The sequence below is a fragment of the Streptomyces luteogriseus genome (assembly GCF_014205055.1).
Lineage (GTDB): Bacteria > Actinomycetota > Actinomycetes > Streptomycetales > Streptomycetaceae > Streptomyces > Streptomyces luteogriseus.
The window spans coordinates 348,078-369,385 of record NZ_JACHMS010000001.1; the positions used below are offsets into that span (position 1 = coordinate 348,078).

The window sequence follows — 21,308 nt, forward strand, 5'->3', positions numbered from 1 at the left end:
CGCAGGAGGCGCATGTCGAAACGTTCATGCGAACCCTTGCACACCCCGGCCGCACCATCGGCCCGCGCCTGCGCCGACCGAACGAGAGCCGGCGCACCACCCGAGGACGTCGGATTTTGCGGATTATCCGAGCTTTGCGAGGGCTCTTGCCTTGGACTCACGCTCTGCAGCTAGCTGTTGATGCGTCCGCTTCCCGGCCCGGGTTCCCGATGAGCCCGGCGCCGACCGGCGGCACCTGGGCCGGTCCCCAGGGCCGTCGGTCAGGGCAGCGGGTGGCGAACCTGCACGTGAGGAGTGGTCATGAAGAAGGCATACGAGGCGCCGACGCTCGTCCGGCTCGGTACGTTCCGGAAGGAGACGGGGCTCCTCCAGCGCTCCGGCAACGACCGGCTGATCCTGAGCAAGAACTGACGACCGACGGTCCTTGACCCGACGTCATGACTGAACTGCACGAAAGTGCGGGGACGGGCCCCGGCGACGCGCACTTCGCGGTCTTCACCGACCGTGCGGACGCGGCCGCCGCGGCCCGCTCCTTCGCCCGCCCCGGAAGCCGGACCCTGACGCACGCGTCGGGCCGGCCCTGGCTGGTCGGCCACTGGCACGACGACGAGGTCGTCACGGCGAGCGCCCGCGGCGCCTCCCTCGCCGTCGTCGGCTGCTGTCCGGTCGACGCCGGTGAACTCCGACGCCGGGCAGCGCAGCTGCGTGATCTCGCGGAGCTCGACGCGCTGGCCCGGTCCCTCCCCGGCAGTTTCCACCTCGTCGGCACCCTCGACGGCCGGACCAGAGTGCAGGGCACGGCCTCCGGGCTGCGGCTCGTCTTCCACGCGGAGATCGACGGCGTTCGGGTGGCCGCGACCCGGGCCGACACCCTGGCCACCGTCCTGCGCCTGGAACCCGCCGTGGAGGAACTGGCCGTCAGGCTGCTGTGGCCCGCCCCCTACCCGCTGTTCGAGACGTCGATGTGGCGTGCGGTCACCGCCGTTCCTCCGCAGACCGCCCTCGTGATCGCCGCCGACGGGCGCACCGCACGGCACACTCGCTGGTGGACGCCGCCGGAGCCGGTCCGGCCGCTCGCCGACGCGGCTCCCCTGATCCGGACGGCGCTGGAGGAGGCCGTCGGCGCGCGGACCCGGCAGGGCGGCGTCGTGAGCTGCGATCTGTCCGGGGGCCTGGACTCCACCTCCGTCTGCTTCCTGGCCGACCGCTCCCCCGCCCGCGTGGTCGCCAGCACGTGGCCGGGACGCGATCCGGCCGACACCGACCTGGCCTGGGCCGAACGGGCGATGGGTCACCTGCCGGACGTCGAGCACGTGGTCTGGGATGCCGACGCCTCCCCGCTGGTCTACGAGGACCTGCTCGGCATCGACGACCTCCTCGACGAACCCACCATCGGCGTCATGGACCGTTCCCGGGTCCTGCACCACCTGCCCGGCCTCGCGGCACGCGGCAGCCGGTTGCATCTGACCGGCATCGGCGGCGACCACGTGGCCTGGTGCTCGGAGGCCTACTACCACCGGCTGCTGCGCATCCGCCCCCTGTTCGCCGCGCGTCAGTTGCGCGGCTTCCGGGCGCTGTGGCAATGGCCGCTCGGCGGCACACTGCGCGCCCTCGCCGACGTCCGTCCGTACGGCACATGGCTCGCCGACGCCGCCGGTGATCTGCGTGGCCCGTTGCCCCCGTCCGTCACGACAGGTCTCGGCTGGGGCATGACCCCGCGCCTGTTCGACTGGGTGACGCCCGAGGCCGAGCGGATGGCCCGCCGGGCACTGCTCGAAGCGGCGTCGACGGCCTCTCCGCTGCATCCGGACCGTGGACTGCACACCGACCTGGAGCAGATCCGCTCCTGCACCCGCGTCATCCGGCAGTGGGACCGGATGGCGGCCCGCGCCGGCCTGCCGATGGCCTCCCCCTTCCTGGACGACCGCGTCATCGAGGCGTGTCTGTCCGTACGTCCGAGCGAGCGCGTCACGCCCTGGCGGTACAAGCCCGTGCTGACCGCCGCGATGCGCGGGATCGTGCCGGAGGAGTGCCTGCGACGCAGCAACAAGGCCACGGCCTCCATGGACGCCTCCAACGGACTGCGCGAACACCGTGCCGATCTGCTGGCCCTGTGGGAGGACTCACGGCTGGCGGAACTGGGCCTGGTGGACGGCTCCGAGCTGCGCCGCCTCGCGCGGCGGCCCGCCTCCCCGGGGCTCTCCGACGCCATCCTCTACTCCACGATCGCCGCGGAGGTGTGGCTGCGCGGGCTCGCACGCGGCCGCGCCCGTGTCCCGCAATCCTGACCGCCCCCCGTCAGACACGTCAGAAAGGCCCCCACATGCCCCTGCGGTTCGGCGACAACGTCTCCACGGCCGAGACCGACTACGGTACCGTCCTGCTGGACGAACAGGTCGGCGCCTACTGGGAGTTGAACCCGACGGCCACCTTGGTGGTACGGACGCTGCTGGACGGCGGCGAGGAGTCGGACGCGGCCGCCGCGCTGGTCCGGGAGTTCGACGTCGACCGGGCGCAGGCCCTCCAGGACGTCGAGACGCTCGTCCGTGGACTGCGCGAGTCGGGGCTCGCCTCATGACGACGCCCAGCGCGCTGGAGCGGCCGACCGGTGTTCCCCTGGCCCGGCGCCTGACCGCCCGCCTCGTCCTGCTCCCCGCGGTCGCCCTGGCCCTGCTGCCGCCGCGCCACATCCGCACCGTGCTCGGCGTCCTTCGGCGCGGCGCCGCACCGGCGACCGCCGGACAGGCCCGCAACGCCCGCGATGCCATGTGCGCCGTCAGCCTGCGCTGCGCCGGGCCGAAGGGGTGCCTGCCGCGTTCCCTGGGAGCGGCACTGCTGTGCCGGCTCGGCGGAACATGGCCGACCTGGTGCACCGGCGTACGGGTCACTCCGCCCTTCACCGCGCACGCCTGGGTCGAGGCCGAAGGCAGCCCCGTCGGCGAGGGAGTCCCGCAGGGCTACTTCGCCCGGCTGGTCGCCGTCGCCCCGCTGACCGGGCCTGCCGACCGATGACCGGGGCGACGGTTCCGCGCGGCGGCCGGACCACGATCGCCGACACCGACACCGACACCGGCAAGCGCGCCACCGACACGTCCACCCTGGCGGCGGTGGCCACGATGTACCGGCTCACCGCCGGGCATCGCAGCGCCATCGCCGTCGCCGGCGTGCTGACCCTCGTAGGATCCGCCCTGGGGCTGGCCCAGCCGCTCGTCGCCAAGCAGGTCGTGGACGCGAGCGGCCGCGGACAGGTCATCTGGCCGCTGCTGGCCCTCCTCGCCATGCTGTTCGTCGTCGAGGCGGCGACGGGAGCGGCGGGGCGCTTCCTCCTGGAACGGATGGGCGAAGGCGTCGTACGTCAGCTTCGGCACGGGCTGGTGGGCCGGCTGCTCCGCCTGGAGATGAGGGAGTACGACCGCCACCGGAGCGGCGACCTCATCTCCCGAGTGACCACCGACACGACCCTGCTGCGTGAGGTCGTGTCCCAGGCCCTGGTCGACCTCGTGACGGGAAGCCTGATCGCGGCCGGGGCGATCGCCCTCATGGCGTGGCTGGACCCTCTGCTGCTGCTCCTGGTCGTCGTGACCGTGGCGGCGTCTGCCGTGGTCGTCGCCTCGCTGCTCACGGGGATCAGGAACGCCTCCGCACACATGCAGGGCTCGGTCGGTGCCGTCGCCGCCGACCTCGAACGGGCCCTGAGCGCCCTGCCGATGGTCCGTGTGCACCGGGCCGAGGAGCGGGAGGCGGCCGGCATCGGCGCCCGCGTGGACGCGGCCTACGGCGCGGGGGTGCGCACCGCCAAGCTCGCCTCCGTGATGAGCTCCGCCGTCGAACTCGCCGTGCAGGGCTCCTTCCTCATCGTCCTGGTCGTCGGCGGCCTGCGCGTCGGCGGTCATGCCGGCTCCCTCGGTGATCTCGTAGCGTTCCTGCTGTACGCCTCGTACCTCGTCCTGCCGTTGTCGTCCGTCTTCCGCGCGGTGGGCCTCATCCAGCGCGGAATGGGCGCCTACCAGCGCATCGACGAGGCGCTCCGCCTCCCGGTGGAGCCCACCGCACCCGCCGACCCGGCGGACCCCGCACCCGTGACGCAGCCGACCGGGACGCCCGGGACTCGCGAACACCCCGTTCTCGTCCTGGACGACGTCCACTTCGGCTACGCCCCACAGCGGCCGGTCCTGCGCGGTGTCTCGTTCGCCGTCCCACAGCGCCGGCACGTGGCCCTGGTGGGCCCGTCGGGAGCCGGCAAGAGTACGGTGTTCGCCCTGGTCGCGAGGTTCTACGAGCCGGATGCGGGCACCCTGCTCTTCAACGGGCGGCCGGCGACCGGACTCACTCGCGGTGAGTGCCGCCGGGGCATCGCCGTGGTCGACCAGACCACCCACGTGGTCCACGGCACCCTTCGGGACAACATCACCTACGCCGTGCCCGACGCGACCGAGGCGGAGATCCGGCGCGTCGTCGAACTGGCCCGGCTCGACGAGGTCGTCGACCGGCTGCCCGGGGGCCTGGCCGCCGTCATCGGTGAACACGGCTGCAACCTCTCCGGCGGCGAACGTCAACGTGTCGCCCTCGCGCGCGCGTTGCTGGCCCGGCCCGCGTTGCTGCTGCTGGACGAGCCCACCTCGCACCTCGACGCGATCAACGAGTCGGCGCTCACCACCGTCATGAAGGACGTCGCCCAGGAGTGCGCCCTGCTGGTCATCGCCCACCGTCTGTCCACCGTGCAGCACGCCGACCACATCGTGGTGCTCCAGGACGGCCGCACGGTCGCCGGCGGACGTCACGAGGACCTGCTGGCCGGCAGTACCCTCTACCGCGAGCTGGCCGCGAGCCAGATGCTCCGTCCGGGTGGGGAGCCACCGCCGAAGAGCACCTGAACAGAACACCCGCCCACCAGGCGCCCCTCACGACGAGGGCGCGCACGTGGCCCGGCTCTCCGGTCCGGGGTGGGGTCACCAGCAGCCCGGCTCGGTCCCCGTGACCGGCTCCGACGGCGTGCCGTCCACCCCGACGGGCACGTCCCCGGCGAGCATCACCCGGTGCATGATCCGCGGATGGTCGAGGTGGGCGGTGTCGCCGGGGGCCAGATGCATCGTGGCGCGGTTGTCCCAGAACGCCACGCTGCCCGGCTCCCAGCGGAAGCGGACCGTGTACTCGGGGCGTACGGCCTGCTCCAGCAGCATGTCCAGGATCGCGGCGCTCTCGGGCCGGGAGAGGCCGGCGATCTGCTCGACGTAGTAGCCGTTGACGTACAGGATCCGCTCCCCCGTCTCCGGGTGGACCCGCACCAGGGGGTGCAGGGAGGCGACCTGACGGTCGAGCAGGTGGCGGACGTACGCGTCGTCGCCGGGACGGGGCTGGTAGCCGACGCCGAGCCGGTGTTCGGCCCGCAGTCCGTCGACGAACCGCCGCAGCGGCGCGGAGAGTCCGGCGTACGCCGCCGCCAGGTTCGACCAGGTGGTGTCGCCGCCGTAGGGCGGTACGGTCTCGGCGCGCAGGATCGTCGCGGCGGGAGGGTCGACGCGGGCGCCGTGGTCGCAGTGCCAGCCGCGCAGCAGCGTGTGCCGGCGGCGCCGCAGCCACTCGTCGTGCTCCATGCCGAACCGCCCGCCCAGCTCCAGCCGGTCGGCGGTCGTCTCGATCCCGGGGAAGTCCGGGGGCGAGGCCTTGCCCCGCCGGGGCAGCTCCACGATCTCGCCGAACCGGCGCGCGAACGCCACGTGCCCGGCGTGGTCCAGTCGTTGCCCCCGGAAGAACACCACCTTCCACCGCAGCACCGCCGCCCGGATCGCGGCGACCACGGCGTCGTCGAGATCCCCGGCCAGATCGACCCCGCCGATCTCGGCCCCGATGTACCCGGCGACCGGTTTCACCTCCAGCCCGGCCTTGCGCGCCACCTCGTCCGTCATCCCGCTGTCCGTCGTCATGAGCGCTCCGCTGGTCGTGGGCGTGGTCCGGCCTTCCCGAAGATCGTGACAGCGATCTCAGCCGAGGGCGACCATGCCTCGACGAGAGGGCCGGGGCGAGAGGGAAATCCGGTCGAGCCGGGCGGCCTTCGTCGGTAGCGTCGGGCCCCATGACCTTGACGGACCTGCCGGCCGGCTTTCGCGACGAGGAGCAACGCGGGTATGTCCGCCGGGTGATCCACGACCGGCTCGCCGACGACCGCGACCAGCAGGAGTGCCGCTACCTCATGCGGTTCTGGTGGCAACTGGGCATGCCCTACCGGGAGGTGACGCTCGACCAGCTCAGGGCGAACCTCGGCGAGGACACGCTGCGGCTCGTCGAGGAGCTGATCGACGCCGTGCGCACCTCCCACGCGGCGATCGACGACTGGGTCGACGCGGTGGAGGGTTCCCGGCCCCTCGTCCGGGACCGCGGTTTCGAGCAGACCGGGGCTCTGCTGCGCGGGAACGCCCGCCCTACACCCTGAACTCGCGGATCACGGTGTTCCGGAACACCGCCTTCCCGTCCACCGTGAACAGCGCGAGCCCCGAGTCGACCAGGTACGGGAAGGCCGCCGACGAGTGCACGTACCGGCCGTCGTCCACGAACATCTCCACGGAGGTGCGGTCGACCAGGATGCGCAACCGCACCGCCCGCCCGGCCGGGTCGAAGGGGCTGTGGCTCTCCTGCCACCTGCCCGTCATGTCGGGAGACACGGTGGGGCGGCGGTTGAGGTAGGCGTAGTCGCGGTGGACACCCGCGTCGATGTGCCGGACGCCGTCCGGGGAGCGCCGCAGTTGCACCCCGGCACCCGTGACCTGGTCCCAGGTGATTTCGCAGGTCAGCTCGTAGGCGGTGCCCCGGTAGTCGAGCAGGCGCGTGCCCTCGACCTCCAGATCGCCGAGCCGCACCGTCCGCGAGACGTACCGGTCGAGCGCGGCGACCGGCCGGGACGCCAGGAAGTACGTGCCGTCACCCCCGCGCTTCAAAGTGACCTCGCGGACGATCGAGTCGGTGCCGTTGAAGCCGTCGCTGTCGATCGTGGGCGTGAAGTGGGCGTAGTCCCAGTTGTTCAGCCAGCCGATCGCGTAGCGGCCGCTCTCGTCGAGGGTGCCGTCGGTGCCGCGCTTGTCGAAGGTGACCGCGCCGTACCAGTCCCAGCCGTAGTCCAGCCACTGCGGATCGGCCGCGTCGGCCGTGAAGGCACTGCCGTCGAAGGAACCCGTCCAGTACGCGTACGTGTTGGGCAGCCCGGCGCCCTTGCCGTTGGCGCTCACCCCGAGGACCCACTTCACCGTGCCGTCCCCGGCGCGGATCCGGAACAGGTCGGGACACTCCAGCACGCCGATGCCGCCCTTGACGAACCCGCTCACATACGTCCAGGTCTTGAGGTCGGCGGAGTGATAGAAGCCCACCTTGTCGTTCTCGGCGAGGGTCATCACCCACCGGCCGCGCTCCTCGTCGCGGATCACCTTGGGGTCGCGGAAGTCGCGCACGCCGGGATTGGGCAGCACCGGGTCGGTGCCGTGCGGGGCGAAGGTGCGGCCGCCGTCGGTGGAGTAGTACAGGTACTGCGCCTGGTCTGCCGGGCCGTCGTGCGGTGACATCGTGGCCAGCACGACGACCGCGCCCGCCCCGAAGCCGGCCGTGTCGTGCGTGTCGACCACGGCCGAACCCGACCAGACGTCGCCGTTGGGCGTGGTGTCCTTGGGCACGGCGATGCCCCGGTCGGTGAAGGAGACCAGGTCGGTGCTGGTGGCCAGGCGCCAGGCGGTGCCGATCTCACCGGCGAGGTAGTCGGCGTTGTGCAGGTAGTAGTAGTGATAGCTGCCGTCGATCCAGACCGGCCTCTGCGGGTCGTTCTTCCACTGCTCGGGGACGGTGAAGTGGTAGCCGGCGCGGTAGCTCGCCCGGGCCGTCCGTGGCCCGGCCACCGCCGGACCCGCGGTCGGCAGCAGGGCGCCGGCCGCGCCCACGGCCGAACCGGCGAACAGTGCCCTCCTGGTGATCCCACCCATCACACACCTCGTCCCTCTCCTCGGAAACTGCGGCTCATGGGATCAGGACTTTCGGACCTAACTCGTTAAAGGTCAAGCGCCCGCACGCCTTGACAGGCTCGTTCCGCACTCACATCATCTGGGGCATCAATCCACGGCTAACACGAGTTAGGCCCCTCACACGATGACCGACTCGCACCTCACCCGCCGCGCCCTGCTGCGGTACGGCGCCTACGGCGCGGGAGCCGCCGCCCTGGCCGGCACCGCCGCGAGCTGGGACCGGCTCACCGGAGCCGACATCCCCGGCCGGGACGACGGCTCCCTCGTCGTCGCCACGCTGGGCCCCGCCTACGGGCCGGAGGCCATCCGCACGCTCCAGGAGGGCTTCGCGGAGCAGCACCCCGACATCAAGCTCCGGATCAACGCGGTCCAGGCGGTCGACTGGTCGGACTTCTTCGCGAAGATCCTCACCCAGGTCGCCGCGGGCACCGCCCCCGACCTCGTCTACGTCGCCACCGAGGGCGTGCAGCTGTTCGCGCAGCGGCTCGGGGTGGCCCTGGACAAGTGGGTGAAGCGGGACGCGGCCGAATTGAAGGAGTACTTCAGCGACGTCCACCCCTCGCTGGTGGAGTCGATGATGTACGAGGGCAGCCTCTACCAGCTGCCGGTGGAGTTCAACGCGGCCGACATGTACTTCAACCGCCAGGTGCTGCGCCGGGCCGGCGCTGATTTCCCGCCGGCCGACTGGACCCGCGACGACTTCACGGCACTGCTGCGGGACATGAAGAAGTCGAGCGGCTCCCGCTTCACGCCGTACTTCTGGACCAACCGGCTCTGGGGCGGCGTGGTGCCCTGGCTGTTCGCGAACGACACCAACCTGCTCACCGAGTCCAAGGCACCCGGCGGCGACTGGCTGTGGGACGGCTTCTATCCGGCCGGGCAGCGCACGGGCCGCGGCGGGGGCTTTCGCTGGACGACGCCGCAGGCCACGCACGACCGGGTGGAGGAGGTCTACGACTATCTCGCCTCCCTGATCCAGGACGGCCTGTGCACCCGCCCCGAGGGCGGCAACGGCCAGAACCTCATCGGCGTGTTCTCCACCGGCCGGGTCGGCGTCACCCCGGCGGGCGGCTTCTGGGCGGGCGGACTCCACCTGGCCGGCATGGAGCGGGACGGGTTCGACGTGCAGTACTTCCCGCGCTGGCGCACCCAGCGCATGCAGTACGGCGCGGCGGGCTACGCGCTGCTGCGCACGTCGAAGATGCAGGACGAGGCGTGGGAGTTCATCAAGTACGCCGCCCGCAAGGACACCCTGGAGCGGCTGTTCGCCACGAACCAGACGACCCCGGCCCGCCGCTCCCTGCTGACCGCCGGCCGCTACGCGAAGACCGGCCCGGACCACTGGCCGGTCTTCTACGACACCCTCGACCGGTTCCCCGACACGGGACCCATCCCGGCGCCGCCGCAGGTCGCCGAGGTCGAGCAGGTGCTGCTGAAGCACACCGGCACGGCCCTGGCCTCCGCGCGTTCGGTGCGTCCCGCGCTGCGCCGGATGCAGGGCGATCTGGAGAAGGCCATGGAGCGTGACGTATGACGAACACCCAGATACCGCTCGCGCGCGCCGAGCGCCCCGCGGTCCCGCCGGCCCCGGCACCGAAGGGTCCCTCGGCCCGTGACCGCGGCACCCGGCTGCTGGCCACGATGTTCCTGACCCCGACGATCGTCGGGATCGTCGTCTTCACGGTCGTGCCCATCCTCGGCTCGGTGGTCCTGAGCCTGTTCCACTGGAACGTCATCGACTCGCCGTCCTACGCCGGCCTCTCCAACTACGGCGAGGTGTTCGGCGACGAGACCGTGCTGGTCTCCTTCCGCAACACCCTGGTCTTCATGGTGTTCGCGGTGGCGCTGCAACTCTTCGTCGCGCTGGCCCTCGCGCTGACCCTCAACGGGCGCATGCCGGTGTGGCTGCGGTCGGTGTTCCGCTCGGCGTTCTTCTTCCCGCTGGTGCTGTCCGCCGCGTCGATCTCGGTGGTGATGAAGTACCTGTTCAACCAGGACTTCGGAGTCATCAACTGGGCGCTCGGCTTCGTCGGGATCGCGCCGGTGCCGTGGCTGACGTCGGAGAACGCGGCGATGGCGACGGTGGTCCTGGTCTATGTCTGGCAGCAGTTCGGCTTCTCGTTCCTGCTGTTCGTCGGCGGGCTGAACAACATCCCGAAGGAGATCCACGAGGCCGCGGCCCTCGACGGTGCGACGGGCCTGCGCAAGCACCTGACCGTCACGCTGCCCCTGCTCTCCCCGACGCTGCTGGTCGCCTCGGTCGTCGGCATCATCAACGCCCTCCAGGTCTTCGAGCAGCCGTACGTCCTCACCAACGGCGGCCCCGGCGACTCCACCCGCACGGTCGTGATGGTCATCTACGAGACGGCGTTCGAGCAGCTGCGCTTCGGTGAGGCGTCCGCGGTGGGTGTGCTGCTGTTCGTGCTGATCATGGCGGTCACCGCCCTCCAGTTCCGGCTCAGCCGGCGTTTCGTCCACTACCAGTGAGCCGGGTGAGTCCTCCCATGAGCCAAGCAACCCTGTCCTCCAGCCGTGTGCGGCACGGGCTCGCGCCGTGGGCGCGGATCGCCGGCCTGACCATGTGCGCGCTGCTCACCCTCGGCCCGGTGGTGTGGACGGTGTCCACCTCGCTGCGCACCCCCGCCGAGGCGTTCGACCTCCCGCCGCAGCTCATCCCCTCGAACCCCTCCACCGAGGCGTACCGCGGGGTGTTCGACCAGATCGACGTCTGGCTGCTGGCGTTGAACTCCACTCTGGTCACGGCTCTGATCGCCGTCGGCCAGATGATCACGGCGGGCCTGGCCGGATACGCCTTCGCCCGGCTGGAGTTCCGCTTCAAGAAGCCGCTGTTCGGTCTGGTGCTGGCGACGATGATGGTGCCGTTGCAGGTCACCATCGTGCCGGTGTTCCTGGTACTGAAGTCGATGAGCCTGACCGACACCCTGCTCGGGCTGATCATCCCGGCCTTCCCGACCGCGTTCGGCACGTTCCTGATGCGCCAGTACTTCCTCGGCATGCCCAAGGACCTGGGCGAGGCGGCGATGCTGGACGGGGCCGGACCCTGGCGGACCTTCCGGTCGGTGTACGCCCCGCTGGCCGCGCCCGGCCTCGCGATCGTCGGTGTCCTGGCCTTCAACTACCACTGGAACGAGTTCTTCCGCCCGCTGATCCTCGAGACGTCGGGCCAGAACTACACCCTGCCGCTGGGGCTGGTCTCCCTCCAGGGCAACCTCGGCACCGGTTCCGTCTCCGTGGTGCTCGCCGGTGTCGTCCTCTCCATGATCCCCGCCGTCGCCGTGTTCGTCGTCGGCCAGCGCCCTCTGCGTGAGGGCATCACGTCCGCAGGAGTCAACCGTTGAGCCTCGCCGCTCCCCCGCACGACCCCCACGCCCCGCGCTTCCGGGTCCGCCCGCCCGCCAACTGGATGAACGACCCCAACGGTCCCTTCCGCTGGCGCGGCCGCCATCACCTCTTCTACCAGCACAACCCGGACGCCCCGGTGCACGCCAACGTCCACTGGGGCCATGCCTCCAGCGCCGACCTCGCGCACTGGGAGCACCATCCGGTCGCGCTCACCCCCACCCCGGGCGGCCCGGACGAGGCGGGCTGCTGGTCGGGGTGCACGGTCGACGACGGGGGCGTGCCGACGGCCGTCTACACGGGGGTCGACCGGCACCACACCGGGCTCGGCACGATCTGTCTGGCGCGGGCGGCGGACCCCGACGATCCCGCGCTGACCGACTGGACGCCGCTGCCCGCCCCGGTGGTCACGGGCCCGCCCGAGGGCCTTGACGTGGTGATGTTCCGCGACCCGTTCGTCTTCCGGCACGACGGCCGGCGCTGGGCGCTGGTCGGCGCGGGGCACGCCGATGGCACCCCGTCGGTTCTCCTCTACGACTGCGACGACCTCACCGACTGGCGGTTCGCGGGTGTGCTCCTGGACGGCCATGACCCGGCCGCCCGGGCCACGTTCGGCAGCCGGGCCACCGGCTGGGAGTGCCCGCAGCTGTACGCCGCGCGGGACGGCGCGTGGGTGCTGGTGGTGTCCCTGTGGGACGGCCACCCGTGGACCACGGGCTACCTCACGGGCCGCCTGGACACGGACCTGCGCTTCACCGCCCGCACAGGCGGTCTGCTCGATCACGGCCGCGACTTCTACGCCCCCGCCGTGCTCCAGGAACCGGACCGCGCCCTGATGTGGGGCTGGTCGTGGGAGGCCCGCGAGCAGGGCGGGGCCGACTGGGCCGGTGTCCTCACCGCTCCCCGGGTCGTCGACGTCCATCCGGACGGGGCGCTGCGGGTGTCGCCTGCCCCGGAGCTGCACCGGCTGCGGGCCGCCGAGCCGTTCGTCACCACCCCGGGCCGGACCGCGCTTCCGGCGGCCTACGACCTGACGGTCGGCGCCCGCGCCCGCACCACGGTGAGTCTGCTGAGGTCGGCCGCGGGCGACGGGCTGACGGTCGTCCTGGACCCGGAGGCGGGCACCGTGACGCTGAACCGGGACGGCTGGCCCCGCGAGGAGGCCGTGGCACCGGTCGTCGTCCCGGTGCCGCCGGGGGAGCTCACCCTGCGCGTCCTCGTCGACGGCTCGCTGTACGAACTGTTCGTCGGCGACCGGGCCACGGTCACCGAGCGGGTCTACGAACGCGCGGACGACATCAGGGAGTTGAGCGTGACACCCGGGGCGTCGGTCACCGGATGGGAGCTGGTCCCACCGACGAACGGCTGATCACCGGGCAGGCCAGGCGCCGCACCGTGGCGGGCGGCGTCCGGCCCGTGGCGAGGGCGTCGAGGAGCAGCCGCGCGGCGGCCTCCCCCATCGCCCGGTGGGGCAGCGCGACCGTGGTGAGGGGCGGCGCGAGGTGGGCGGCCATGTGCTCCTGATCGTCGTAGCCCACCACCGACAGGTCGCCGGGGACGGTGATGCCGAGCCGGGTCGCGGCGTGCAGGACGCCCGCCGCGACCCGGTCGTTGTAGGCGAAGATCCCGGTGGGCCTGAGCTCGGGCGGGGCGTTGTCGAGGAGGCGTGTGGCGCCCTCGTAGCCGGCGGAGATCTCTCCTCCGGTGCGGACCACCCAGTCGCGCGGCACGGTGATGCCCTCGGCCCGCAGCGCGTCGCGGAAGCCGCGCAGCCGCTCCGCGGAGGCGATGTCGTCCTGCCCGCCGACGAGCGCGACCCGCCGGTGCCCCTGTTCCAGGAGCAGCCGGGCCGCCGTACGGCCGCCGGCGCGCTCGGCGGGGATGACGGCGGGCAGCGAGTCGTCCTCCGGCAGGCAGTTGGCGAGGACGGAGAGGGTGCGGTGCAGGCCCTCGGGGACACGGACGCTGCGCAGCGACATGGCGGCGTAGATGATGCCGTCGACGCGCCGGTCGAGGAGTTCGGCGACCGCGGCGTCCTCCTTGTCCGGGTCGCCGCCGGAGTCGATGGTGAGGACCAGGTGCTCGCCCGCCCAGGCCGTGTCCATGGCGCCGCGCAGCAGCCGTCCGGCGAACGGCGAGGAGGCGATCTCGTCGGTGACCAGGCCGATCACGGCCGTACGGCTGCGGCGCAGGCCGCGGGCGACGGGGTCGGGCCGGTAGCCGAGCTGGGTGGCGGCCTGCCGGATGCGTTCCTGGGTGGCGGGCGAGAGGTTGCCGGCGGCCCGGCCGTTGAACACGAAGGACACAGCGGTGTGCGACACGCCGGCGAGCCGTGCGACGTCCCGTGAGGTGGGTCGTCCCGATCCCGTCGCCGGCTTCTCCTCGGCGCTGCCCATGCCGTCCGCCGCCTTCATCCCCCACCCGTCCGGTTGATCATTGCTCACCCTATCCGTGACGCTGGAGGGACGACACAGTCAACGGGAAGGTCCGACGGTGATCAGCATCCCGGCACACACGCTCAACGACGGTACGACGCTCCCCGCCCTGGGCCTGGGGACCTGGCCGCTCGGTGACGACGAGGCGCAGCAGGCGGTGCTCTCGGCCCTGGAGGCGGGCTACCGCCTGATCGACACGGCGACGAACTACCGCAACGAGAGGGGGGTCGGCCGCGGTGTGGCCTCCGGCGTGGTGCCGCGCGATGAGATCGTCGTGACGACGAAGCTCCCGGGCCGGCACCACGGCTACGAGGAGACCCTCGCGTCCTTCGAGGAGTCGCGGGCCCGCCTGGGTCTGGAGTACGTCGACCTGTACCTGATCCACTGGCCGCTGCCGCGCGTGGACCGGTACGTCGACTCCTGGAAGGCCATGATCAAGCTGCGCGAGGAGGGACTCGTGCGGTCGATCGGCGTCTCCAACTTCACGGCCGGGAACATCGAGAGGCTGGAGAAGGAGACCGGGGTGCTGCCCTCGGTCAACCAGATCGAGCTGCATCCCCTGCTGCCGCAGGACGACCTGCGCGCCTTCCACGCGGACAAGGGCGTCGTCACCGAGAGCTGGAGCCCGCTGGGCCGGGGCACGCCCCTGCTGGAGGACCCCGCCGTGGCGCGGATCGCCGAGGCGCACGGGGTGTCGCCCGGGCAGGTCGTGCTGCGCTGGCACACGCAGCTGGGCGCGGTGCCCATCCCGAAGTCGGCGAACCCCGAGCGGCAGCGCGCCAACCTCGACGTCTTCGGCTTCGAGCTGGGCGAGGACGAGATGCGGGCCGTCGCGGACCGGGAGCGGCGGCGGCTCGGCGGGGACCCCGAGGTGCACGAGGAGTTCTGACGGGTACCCGGGGCGCCCGCGAGGCGGGAAGGAGCCGCAGGTGAGTGACCGGGACCGGCTGCGGGACTACCGCGGCAAACGCGACTTCGACCGGACCGGCGAGCCCCGGGGACGCGGTGCGTCCGCCGGGGACCGGCCCCGGTTCGTGGTGCAGATCCACGACGCGAGCACGATGCACTTCGACTTCCGCTTGCAGGTGGACGACGTGCTGAAGTCCTGGTCGGTCCCGAAGGGCCCCTCGGCCGACCCGAAGGACAAACGGCTGGCCGTGCCCACGGAGGACCATCCGCTGGAGTACGAGGAGTTCGAGGGCGTGATCCCCCGTGGCGAGTACGGCGGCGGCACGGTGATCGTCTGGGACCACGGTACGTACGAGCCGCTGAGCCACGACCGCAAGGGCCGGCCCGTCGGCTTCGCGGAGTCGCTGGAGCGCGGGCACGCCACGTTCCGGCTGAGCGGCTCCAAGCTGCGCGGCGAGTACGCGCTGACCCGGTTCCGCAGCGGCCGGGACGGCGACGGCGAGGAGGCCTGGCTGCTGGTGAAGCGGACAGGCGGCGGGGGGCGTGCGCAGGGGGCTCCCGATCCCCGCCGGGCCCGCTCGGCCACGTCCGGCCGCACGCTCGCCCAGGTCGCCTCGGACGCGGCCGGCGAGTGAGCCGGCCGGTCAGAACAGCGGCGTGAGGGACTGTTCGCACCAGATGGTCTTGCCCCGGGTGGTCTGCCGGCTGCCCCAGCGCTGGGTGAGCTGGGCGACGAGCAGCAGACCGCGGCCGCCCTCGTCGTCCTGGTGGGCCCGTCGCAGGTGCGGGGAGGTCGAACTGCCGTCGGACACCTCGCAGATGAGGGTCCGGTCCCGGATCAGGCGGAGCTGGATGGGCGGGGCGCCGTACCGGATGGCGTTGGTGACCAGTTCGCTGACGACGAGTTCGGTGACGAAGGCCGTCTCGTCCAGGCCCCACGCGGTGAGCTGGTCGGTGGCGGCCTGGCGGGTGGCGGCCACCGCGGCGGGGTCGGGGGTGACGTCCCAGGTGGCGACCTGGTCGGCGCCCAGGGCCCGGGTTCTGGCCAGCAGCAGGGCCACGTCGTCGCCGGGCTCCTCGGGCAGGACGGCCTTCAGCACGGTGTCGCACAGGGCGTCCAGCGAGTCGGCGGGCACGGTCAGGGCGCGGCACAGCTCGTCGGTGGCGTGATCGACATCGCGGTCGCGGTCCTCGACGAGTCCGTCGGTGTAGAGGGCGACGACGGAGCCCTCGGGCAGTTGGAGCTCCGTCGCCTCGAACGGCAGACCTCCCACGCCCAGCGGGGGTCCCGCGCTCATGGGGATCATCCGGGCCGATCCGTCGGGCAGCACCAGGGCGGGTGCGGGGTGCCCGGCGGCGGCCAGGTTCAGGCGGCGTGTGACGGGGTCGTAGACGGCGTAGAGGCAGGTGGCGCCGAGTTCGGCGACCTCGTCGCCCTGGTCGTCCGAGGCGAGGTGGGTGACCAGGTCGTCGAGGTGGGTGAGGAGCTCGTCGGGCGGGAGGTCCACGTCGGCGAGGGTGCGGACGGCCGTGACCAGCCGGCCCATGGTCGCCGTGGAGGGGATGCCGTGCCCCACGACGTCCCCGACGACCAGCGCGACGCGGCTGCCGGACAGCGGGATCACGTCGAACCAGTCGCCGCCGATGCCGGCCGCCGATCCGGAGGGCAGATAGCGGTGGGCGACCTGGACGGCGGCCTGGCCGGGCAGCCCCCTCGGCAGCAGGCTGTGCTGGAGGGCGAGGGCCGTGGTGCGTTCGCGGGCGAAGCGGCGGGCGTTGTCGACACAGACGGCGGCCCGGCTGGCGAGTTCCTCGGCGAACACGGCGTCGTCCGCGCCGTAGTCGTCGGCCTGCGCCACACGGACGGCCACGGCGACACCCAGCGTGGTGCCGCGGGCCCGCAGCGGTACGGCCAGCATGGAATGGGCGCCTTCGCGGTAGGGCCGTCCTTTCGGGGCGCGGGAATTGCGCTCGGCGACCCAGCGCATGAACGCCGGCTCTCCTGCCTGGCTGAGGATGGCCCCGCCTTCCCGCATGGCCCGGGCGATAGGCGAGAACGGGGTGTAGACGTCGACTTCTCCCAGGTGCACGGCCGCTTCGGGGGTGCCCTCGGTGACGGAGCCGTGCGCGACCCGCCTGAGGGTGATCTCGTCGGCCGGCACCGTGGGCTGCTCGTCCGCGCCGAGCACCCAGTCGAACAAATCCACGCTCGCGAAGTCCGCGAAGCGGGGCACCACGACCCCGATGAGCTCCTCGGCCGTGCGCACCACGTCCAGGGTGGTGCCGATGGCGGCCGCGGCCTCGTTGAGCAGGGCCAGCCGCTGGCGGGCCCAGTACTGCTCGGTGCTGTCGAACGCGGCCAGGGCGGTGCCGACGAGCTCGCCGGCGGCATCCCGGACCGGCCACATCTCGGTGACCCAGGCGTGCTCCCGGTTCAGGGCCGGCGCACCGGCGTAGCTCTCGTAGCGCACCGGCCGGCCCGTCTCCACGACATGCCTGAGATGCCAGTTGAAGCCACGCATGTGCTCCGCCTCTGCCACGGTCTCCGGGAAGTGCCGGCCGAGCAGGGTCTCCTCGGGCACGCCCATCACATGGCAGGCGGCCTCGTTGAGCCGCAGGTAGCGCTGGCCGGTGTCGAAGACGGACATCGACATGGACGCCTGCTGGAAGGCGAGGCCCGCGAGGGACGTCTCCCCGTGGCCGGGCGACGCGGCGGTGATCACGTACCCGCCCGACTCCCCGTCCGGGCCCGTCACGGCACACGCTCTGACGCGGAGCCCGACGAGATAGCCGTCGCGGTGCCGCACCATGACGGTGCCCGACCGCGCGGACACCGCCTCGGGCGGCACGGCCTCGGCGAGCAGCTCCCGTGCGGCACGACCCACGGCCTCATGGGCCGGATAGCCGGTCAGCCGCTGGGCACCCTCGCTCCACCCCGTCAGGATGCCGCGGGCGTCGATGATCGCAGCAGCGGAGGCGTCCTCCATTCGTCCAGGATCATCCCTTTATCGCCCGCTATCAACCGCGACGCCGCAATCGTGACGCTGTCAGGCCCGGTGGGCGCGCAGCGCGGCGAGCGCCCGGTCGGCGTGCGCGTTCATGCGCAGTTCGCTGCGGACGACGTCGAGGACGGTGCGGTCCTGCGCGATGACGAAGGTGGTCCGTTTGGTGGGCGCCAGGGAGAAGCCCCGCTTCACCCCGAACCGCTCACGGACCGCGCCGTCGGCGTCGGACAGCAGCGGCATGCCGAGGCCGTGGCGTCCGGCGAACTCCTGCTGCCGCTCGACGGCGTCGCCGCTGATGCCGACGGGGCGTGCTCCGACGGCGGTGAACTCGGCGGCGAGGTCCCGGAAGTGGCAGGCCTGGGCGGTGCAGCCGGGGGTCAGGGCGGCCGGGTAGAAGAAGAGCACGACGGGGCCCTCGGCGAGCAGCCCGGACAGGCTGCGGACGGTGCCGGTCTCGTCGGGCAGGGCGAAGTCCTCGACCTTGTCCCCGGTCTCCACGCGCGCGGTCACGACCTGCCCTCCGCGTTCCGGGCGACGCCTCGGGCCCAGAGCACGAGGGGCACCTGCAGGGGCAGGCGCCCGAAGGCGGCGGCCTTCTGCGGGGTGGGGCGGTGGCGCCAGTCGGCGGCCATCTTGACGTTGGCGGGGAACACCCCGACGAAGAAGGCCGCAGTGGCCAGCGCGGCGGCCTTGCGGGTGCGCGGCAGCGCCAGACCGGCGGCGAGGGCGAGCTCGGCGGCGCCGCTCGCGTAGGTCCAGGCCCTCGGTGTGCCGGGCAGGCCGCGCGGGATGGTCGCGTCGAACGGGCGTGGGGTGGCGAAGTGGGCGACGCCCGCGGTGGCCAGGAGGCCGGCGAGCAGCAGGGGTGAGCGTTCGGACCGGGACACGGTTCCTCCTCTGAAAGCCTGCCGCGCATTATTACCGGTCGGTATACAGGTCAGCCCACCGGGTCCCGGGTGCGCCGGTGGTGGCTGCCGGGCGTGTAGCCGAAGGAGCGGCGGAAGACGTCGATGAACGCGCTGGCGGAGGACCAGCCGCAGCGGTGGGCCACGGTCGTGACGGGCAGGCCGTCGGCCGGCATCCGCAGGGCGTGGTAGAGCCGCGACCGGGTGCGCCACTGCGGGAAGGTCATGCCGAACTCGCCGCGGAAGAGCCGGCTGAGGGTCCGCTCCCACCCCGGTCGCGGCCCCGAGTTCGGCGAGGGTGCGCACGTCGGCCGGGTCGTCGTGCACGCGTGCGCAGACGATGGCCAGGCGTGGGTCGGCCGGGGTGGGCAGGCGCAGCGGCTGCTGGGGCGACAGGCGCAGTTGGTCACGCAGGACGGCGCGCAGCCGGCGACGCTCGGGGCTGTCGTCGCCGGGGTAGCGGGGTGTGGGCGAGGATCAGCTCGCGCAGCAGGGGGCTGACGGCGAGGACGGCCGGGTGGTCCAGGCCGAGGGGGTTGTCGGCGACGGGCAGGGCGACCAGGTGCAGGTCGAGCCGGCCGTACGCGCGGTGGGCGTGGACGGTGCCGGCCGGGACCCAGATGGCGCGGGTGCCGGGGGCGAACCAGGTGCCGGCGTCGGTGGTGAGGGCGACGACGCCGGCGCCCGCATAGACGATCTGGTGGTCGTCGTCCCGGTGGGCGCGCCTGCGGACGGCCCTGCTGCCCCTCGTCGCACTGCCCGCGCTGGGCCGGCTGCTGCTGTGCGGCCTGCGCGAGCCGGTGCCGCCGAGGGGCGGCGGCGCCCGAGCGGGCGGATCCGCGGGAGCCGGTGGCGCGCTGAAGGGGTGACGGAACTCGGGGACGGCCTGTCGGCGTCAACCGACCGAGGCGGGACTCCGGCGCTGCCCTCCCCGCCGCAACAGGCCGGACCGGCCGGGGTTCAGACCGTGCCGGTTCGCGCCGCCTGCGGTTCGCCGTCCTCGTCGACGGAGTGGGCGAGGAAGTCGTCGACCATGCGGTGGAAGAGTGTCGCGAGGTGGCGCAGTTCCTCGGGCGACCAGTCCGAGAGGGCCAACTGCATGCCGCGGACCCCGGCCTCGCGGATCCTGGCGATGGCCTCGCCGCCGGCGTCGGTGAGCTCGATGCGCTGGGCACGTCGGTCGTCCGGGTCGGGGACCCGGGTGACGTACCCGGACTTCTGCAACTGCTGCGCCGTGCGCGTCACGTGCGAGGCCTCCACGCCCAGCCGGGCGGCGAGCTCCCCGGGCCGCAGCGGCTCGGAGTCGGCGATCTGGCGGAGCAGCGCGACGGCGGCACGGTCGAGCGGAACCCCGGCCAGGGCCATCAGCCGGTCGTGCTGACGGGCGCGTGTGCTCAGGTAGGTGATGCGGGTGAGCGCCCGCTCGATGTCGATCACTTCCGAGGAGGGGACATCGGGGAGCGGTGGTGTGGACATGAACACCAGGCTACCATCTCGTTGCGTAACTCAACTAAATCGGTCAGGGCGCCGTTCAGGGGAAACAGGCCGCGAACACGCGTGACGGCCGGCCCGGTCGTCGACACCTCACCCGTGGACCTGCCGCTGATCCCGCCCATGCTCGCCACGTCCGGCCCCCTGCCGCCCGCCGCGCAGGACACGCGCTGGGCCTACGAGACCAAGCAGGACGGCCAGCGCGTGGTGGCCTATCTGCCCGGGGACGGCAGCGTGCTGCTGCGCGCCCGCTCCGGGGACGACATCACGGCCGCCTACCCCGAACTCCGGCCGCTGGGCACCGTACTCGGCACCACGCCCGCCGTACTGGACGGCGAGATCATGGCCCTGGACGACCAGGGCCGCGCCAGCTTCCAGCTGCTCCAGTCCCGGATGGGCCTGGCGCACGCACCCGCCAGGGCCGCGCGGCGGGCGGCCGAGGCCCCGGTCCATCTCGTGCTGTTCGACCTGATGCACCTGGAGAGCCACTCCCTCCTCAGGCTCCCGTACGCGCGACGCCGCGCGACGCTGGAGGACCTCGGCCTCGCCGGCCCCTTCTGGTCGACGCCGCGCGCCCTCGTCGGACACGGCGCCGAAGCCCTGCGGGCCACCCGGGAGCACGGCTTGGAGGGCCTGGTCTGCAAGCGGCTGGACTCGGTGTACGAACCGGGCATCCGCTCCCGGGCCTGGATCAAGATCCGCAACATGCGCACCGAGGACGTCCTGGTCGGCGGCTGGCAGCCCGGCAAGGGGCGGCTCACCGGACTGCCCGGCGCGGTGCTGGTCGGACAGCGTGCCGCGGGACGGCTGCGCTACGTCGGCAGCGTGGGCACCGGCTGGAGCGAGGCCGAACGCACGGAACTGGCGGGGCTGCTGCGGGCCGCCGCGACGGACGTCTGCCCCTTCGACCCCGCCCCGCGCGCCCCGGGTGCGCACTGGGTCCTGCCCCGCCTGGTCGGTGAGGTCCGCTACAGCACCCGCACCCGGGAGGGACTGCTGAGGCAGCCGTCCTGGCTGCGGCTCCGGCCCGACCTGGCGCCCGAGGACGCAGCGGCGGACATCCCGGACGACCTGGCCTGAAACGGCGGCAGGCGGCCAACTGTTGGGCTGCGATTCACCCTTGAGATCCTCCACCCCTCTTGGCATGGACGCGTACAGCCTGGAAGCTGAACCTCCCTTTCCCCCCACAGCCGTTGGGCTGCG

The 21,308-nt window shown here is 72.6% G+C and carries 20 protein-coding genes and 1 pseudogene; 13 read left to right on the forward strand and 8 right to left on the reverse strand.

The annotated features are described in order from the left end of the window. Positions 1-300 precede the first annotated feature (300 nt). From BJ965_RS01620 to BJ965_RS01640, 5 genes are read left to right on the forward strand one after another with little or no spacing between them, the layout of a single operon-like run. Entirely contained in the window at positions 301-411 is a 111-nt protein-coding gene (locus BJ965_RS01620) for a keywimysin-related RiPP (protein WP_107047813.1), read from the forward strand. Between the two features lie 26 nt (positions 412-437). Further along, positions 438-2,288: a lasso peptide isopeptide bond-forming cyclase gene (locus BJ965_RS01625; protein WP_184906991.1), complete on the forward strand. Its 1,851-nt coding sequence runs from the start codon at positions 438-440 to the stop codon at positions 2,286-2,288. A gap of 35 nt (positions 2,289-2,323) precedes the next feature. Continuing rightward, positions 2,324-2,578, forward strand: coding sequence for a lasso peptide biosynthesis PqqD family chaperone (locus BJ965_RS01630; protein WP_184906992.1), 255 nt, complete (start codon positions 2,324-2,326; stop codon positions 2,576-2,578). Beyond that, on the forward strand, positions 2,575-3,012 hold the full coding sequence (locus tag BJ965_RS01635) for a lasso peptide biosynthesis B2 protein (protein ID WP_184906993.1): 438 nt from the start codon (positions 2,575-2,577) through the stop codon (positions 3,010-3,012). Before BJ965_RS01630 ends, BJ965_RS01635 begins: the two co-directional genes overlap by 4 nt. After that, a complete protein-coding gene (locus BJ965_RS01640) occupies positions 3,009-4,874 on the forward strand; it encodes an ABC transporter ATP-binding protein (RefSeq protein ID WP_184906994.1) in 1,866 nt (621 codons plus the stop codon). The genes BJ965_RS01635 and BJ965_RS01640 overlap by 4 nt, the downstream gene beginning before the upstream one ends. A 75-nt stretch (positions 4,875-4,949) precedes the next feature. Here the strand turns inward: BJ965_RS01640 and BJ965_RS01645 are convergent, their stop codons facing one another. Further along, positions 4,950-5,924, reverse strand: a complete 975-nt coding sequence (locus BJ965_RS01645; RefSeq protein WP_184906995.1) for a TauD/TfdA dioxygenase family protein — start codon at positions 5,922-5,924, stop codon at positions 4,950-4,952. 149 nt (positions 5,925-6,073) lie between these two features. Here BJ965_RS01645 and BJ965_RS01650 point away from each other — a divergent pair, with 149 nt between their 5' ends. After that, positions 6,074-6,430: a hypothetical protein gene (locus tag BJ965_RS01650; protein ID WP_184906996.1), complete on the forward strand. Its 357-nt coding sequence runs from the start codon at positions 6,074-6,076 to the stop codon at positions 6,428-6,430. Here BJ965_RS01650 and BJ965_RS01655 read toward each other — a convergent pair. Next, positions 6,420-7,961 carry a glycoside hydrolase family 32 protein gene (locus BJ965_RS01655; RefSeq protein WP_184906997.1) on the reverse strand — a complete coding sequence of 514 codons (1,542 nt, stop codon included), beginning with the start codon at positions 7,959-7,961 and terminating at the stop codon, positions 6,420-6,422. The genes BJ965_RS01650 and BJ965_RS01655 overlap by 11 nt on opposite strands. A 163-nt stretch (positions 7,962-8,124) precedes the next feature. Between BJ965_RS01655 and BJ965_RS01660 the strand changes: the two genes are divergently transcribed. Genes BJ965_RS01660 through BJ965_RS01675 form a run of 4 tightly spaced genes read left to right on the forward strand, consistent with a single transcriptional unit; the run spans position 8,125 to position 12,729 of the window. Continuing rightward, positions 8,125-9,534: an extracellular solute-binding protein gene (locus tag BJ965_RS01660; protein ID WP_184906998.1), complete on the forward strand. Its 1,410-nt coding sequence runs from the start codon at positions 8,125-8,127 to the stop codon at positions 9,532-9,534. Next, positions 9,531-10,487: a carbohydrate ABC transporter permease gene (locus BJ965_RS01665; protein ID WP_184906999.1), complete on the forward strand. Its 957-nt coding sequence runs from the start codon at positions 9,531-9,533 to the stop codon at positions 10,485-10,487. The genes BJ965_RS01660 and BJ965_RS01665 overlap by 4 nt, the downstream gene beginning before the upstream one ends. Before the next feature lie 17 nt (positions 10,488-10,504). Further along, entirely contained in the window at positions 10,505-11,359 is an 855-nt protein-coding gene (locus BJ965_RS01670) for a carbohydrate ABC transporter permease (RefSeq protein ID WP_184907000.1), read from the forward strand. Continuing rightward, a complete protein-coding gene (locus BJ965_RS01675) occupies positions 11,356-12,729 on the forward strand; it encodes a glycoside hydrolase family 32 protein (protein WP_184907001.1) in 1,374 nt (457 codons plus the stop codon). The genes BJ965_RS01670 and BJ965_RS01675 overlap by 4 nt, the downstream gene beginning before the upstream one ends. Here BJ965_RS01675 and BJ965_RS01680 read toward each other — a convergent pair. Next, on the reverse strand, positions 12,692-13,756 hold the full coding sequence (locus BJ965_RS01680) for a LacI family DNA-binding transcriptional regulator (protein WP_184916655.1): 1,065 nt from the start codon (positions 13,754-13,756) through the stop codon (positions 12,692-12,694). The genes BJ965_RS01675 and BJ965_RS01680 overlap by 38 nt on opposite strands. A 97-nt stretch (positions 13,757-13,853) precedes the next feature. Between BJ965_RS01680 and BJ965_RS01685 the strand changes: the two genes are divergently transcribed. Beyond that, on the forward strand, positions 13,854-14,684 hold the full coding sequence (locus BJ965_RS01685; RefSeq protein ID WP_184907002.1) for an aldo/keto reductase: 831 nt from the start codon (positions 13,854-13,856) through the stop codon (positions 14,682-14,684). A 40-nt stretch (positions 14,685-14,724) separates the two neighbouring features. Then, positions 14,725-15,339 carry a DNA polymerase ligase N-terminal domain-containing protein gene (locus BJ965_RS01690; RefSeq protein WP_184907003.1) on the forward strand — a complete coding sequence of 205 codons (615 nt, stop codon included), beginning with the start codon at positions 14,725-14,727 and terminating at the stop codon, positions 15,337-15,339. A gap of 9 nt (positions 15,340-15,348) precedes the next feature. On the opposite strand, the gene BJ965_RS01695 is transcribed toward BJ965_RS01690, so the two are convergent. The 5 genes and pseudogenes from BJ965_RS01695 to BJ965_RS01715 all read right to left on the reverse strand — a co-directional run bounded on the left by BJ965_RS01695 (position 15,349) and on the right by BJ965_RS01715 (position 20,090). Beyond that, entirely contained in the window at positions 15,349-17,691 is a 2,343-nt protein-coding gene (locus BJ965_RS01695) for a SpoIIE family protein phosphatase (protein ID WP_184907004.1), read from the reverse strand. 60 nt (positions 17,692-17,751) lie between these two features. Next, complete coding sequence (locus tag BJ965_RS01700; protein WP_313666681.1) at positions 17,752-18,219, reverse strand: peroxiredoxin; 468 nt, start codon at positions 18,217-18,219, stop codon at positions 17,752-17,754. Beyond that, positions 18,216-18,596 (reverse strand): DoxX family protein, encoded by a 381-nt coding sequence (locus BJ965_RS01705; RefSeq protein ID WP_175430573.1) that lies wholly within the window; start codon positions 18,594-18,596, stop codon positions 18,216-18,218. Before BJ965_RS01705 ends, BJ965_RS01700 begins: the two co-directional genes overlap by 4 nt. 50 nt (positions 18,597-18,646) lie before the next feature. Next, positions 18,647-19,338, reverse strand: a pseudogene (locus tag BJ965_RS01710) (AraC family transcriptional regulator); the annotation flags it as partial. A gap of 236 nt (positions 19,339-19,574) precedes the next feature. Further along, a complete protein-coding gene (locus BJ965_RS01715) occupies positions 19,575-20,090 on the reverse strand; it encodes a MarR family winged helix-turn-helix transcriptional regulator (protein ID WP_184907005.1) in 516 nt (171 codons plus the stop codon). A gap of 114 nt (positions 20,091-20,204) precedes the next feature. Between BJ965_RS01715 and ligD the strand changes: the two genes are divergently transcribed. Then, positions 20,205-21,185: a non-homologous end-joining DNA ligase gene (gene ligD, locus BJ965_RS01720; protein ID WP_184916661.1), complete on the forward strand. Its 981-nt coding sequence runs from the start codon at positions 20,205-20,207 to the stop codon at positions 21,183-21,185. Positions 21,186-21,308: the final 123 nt, after the last annotated feature.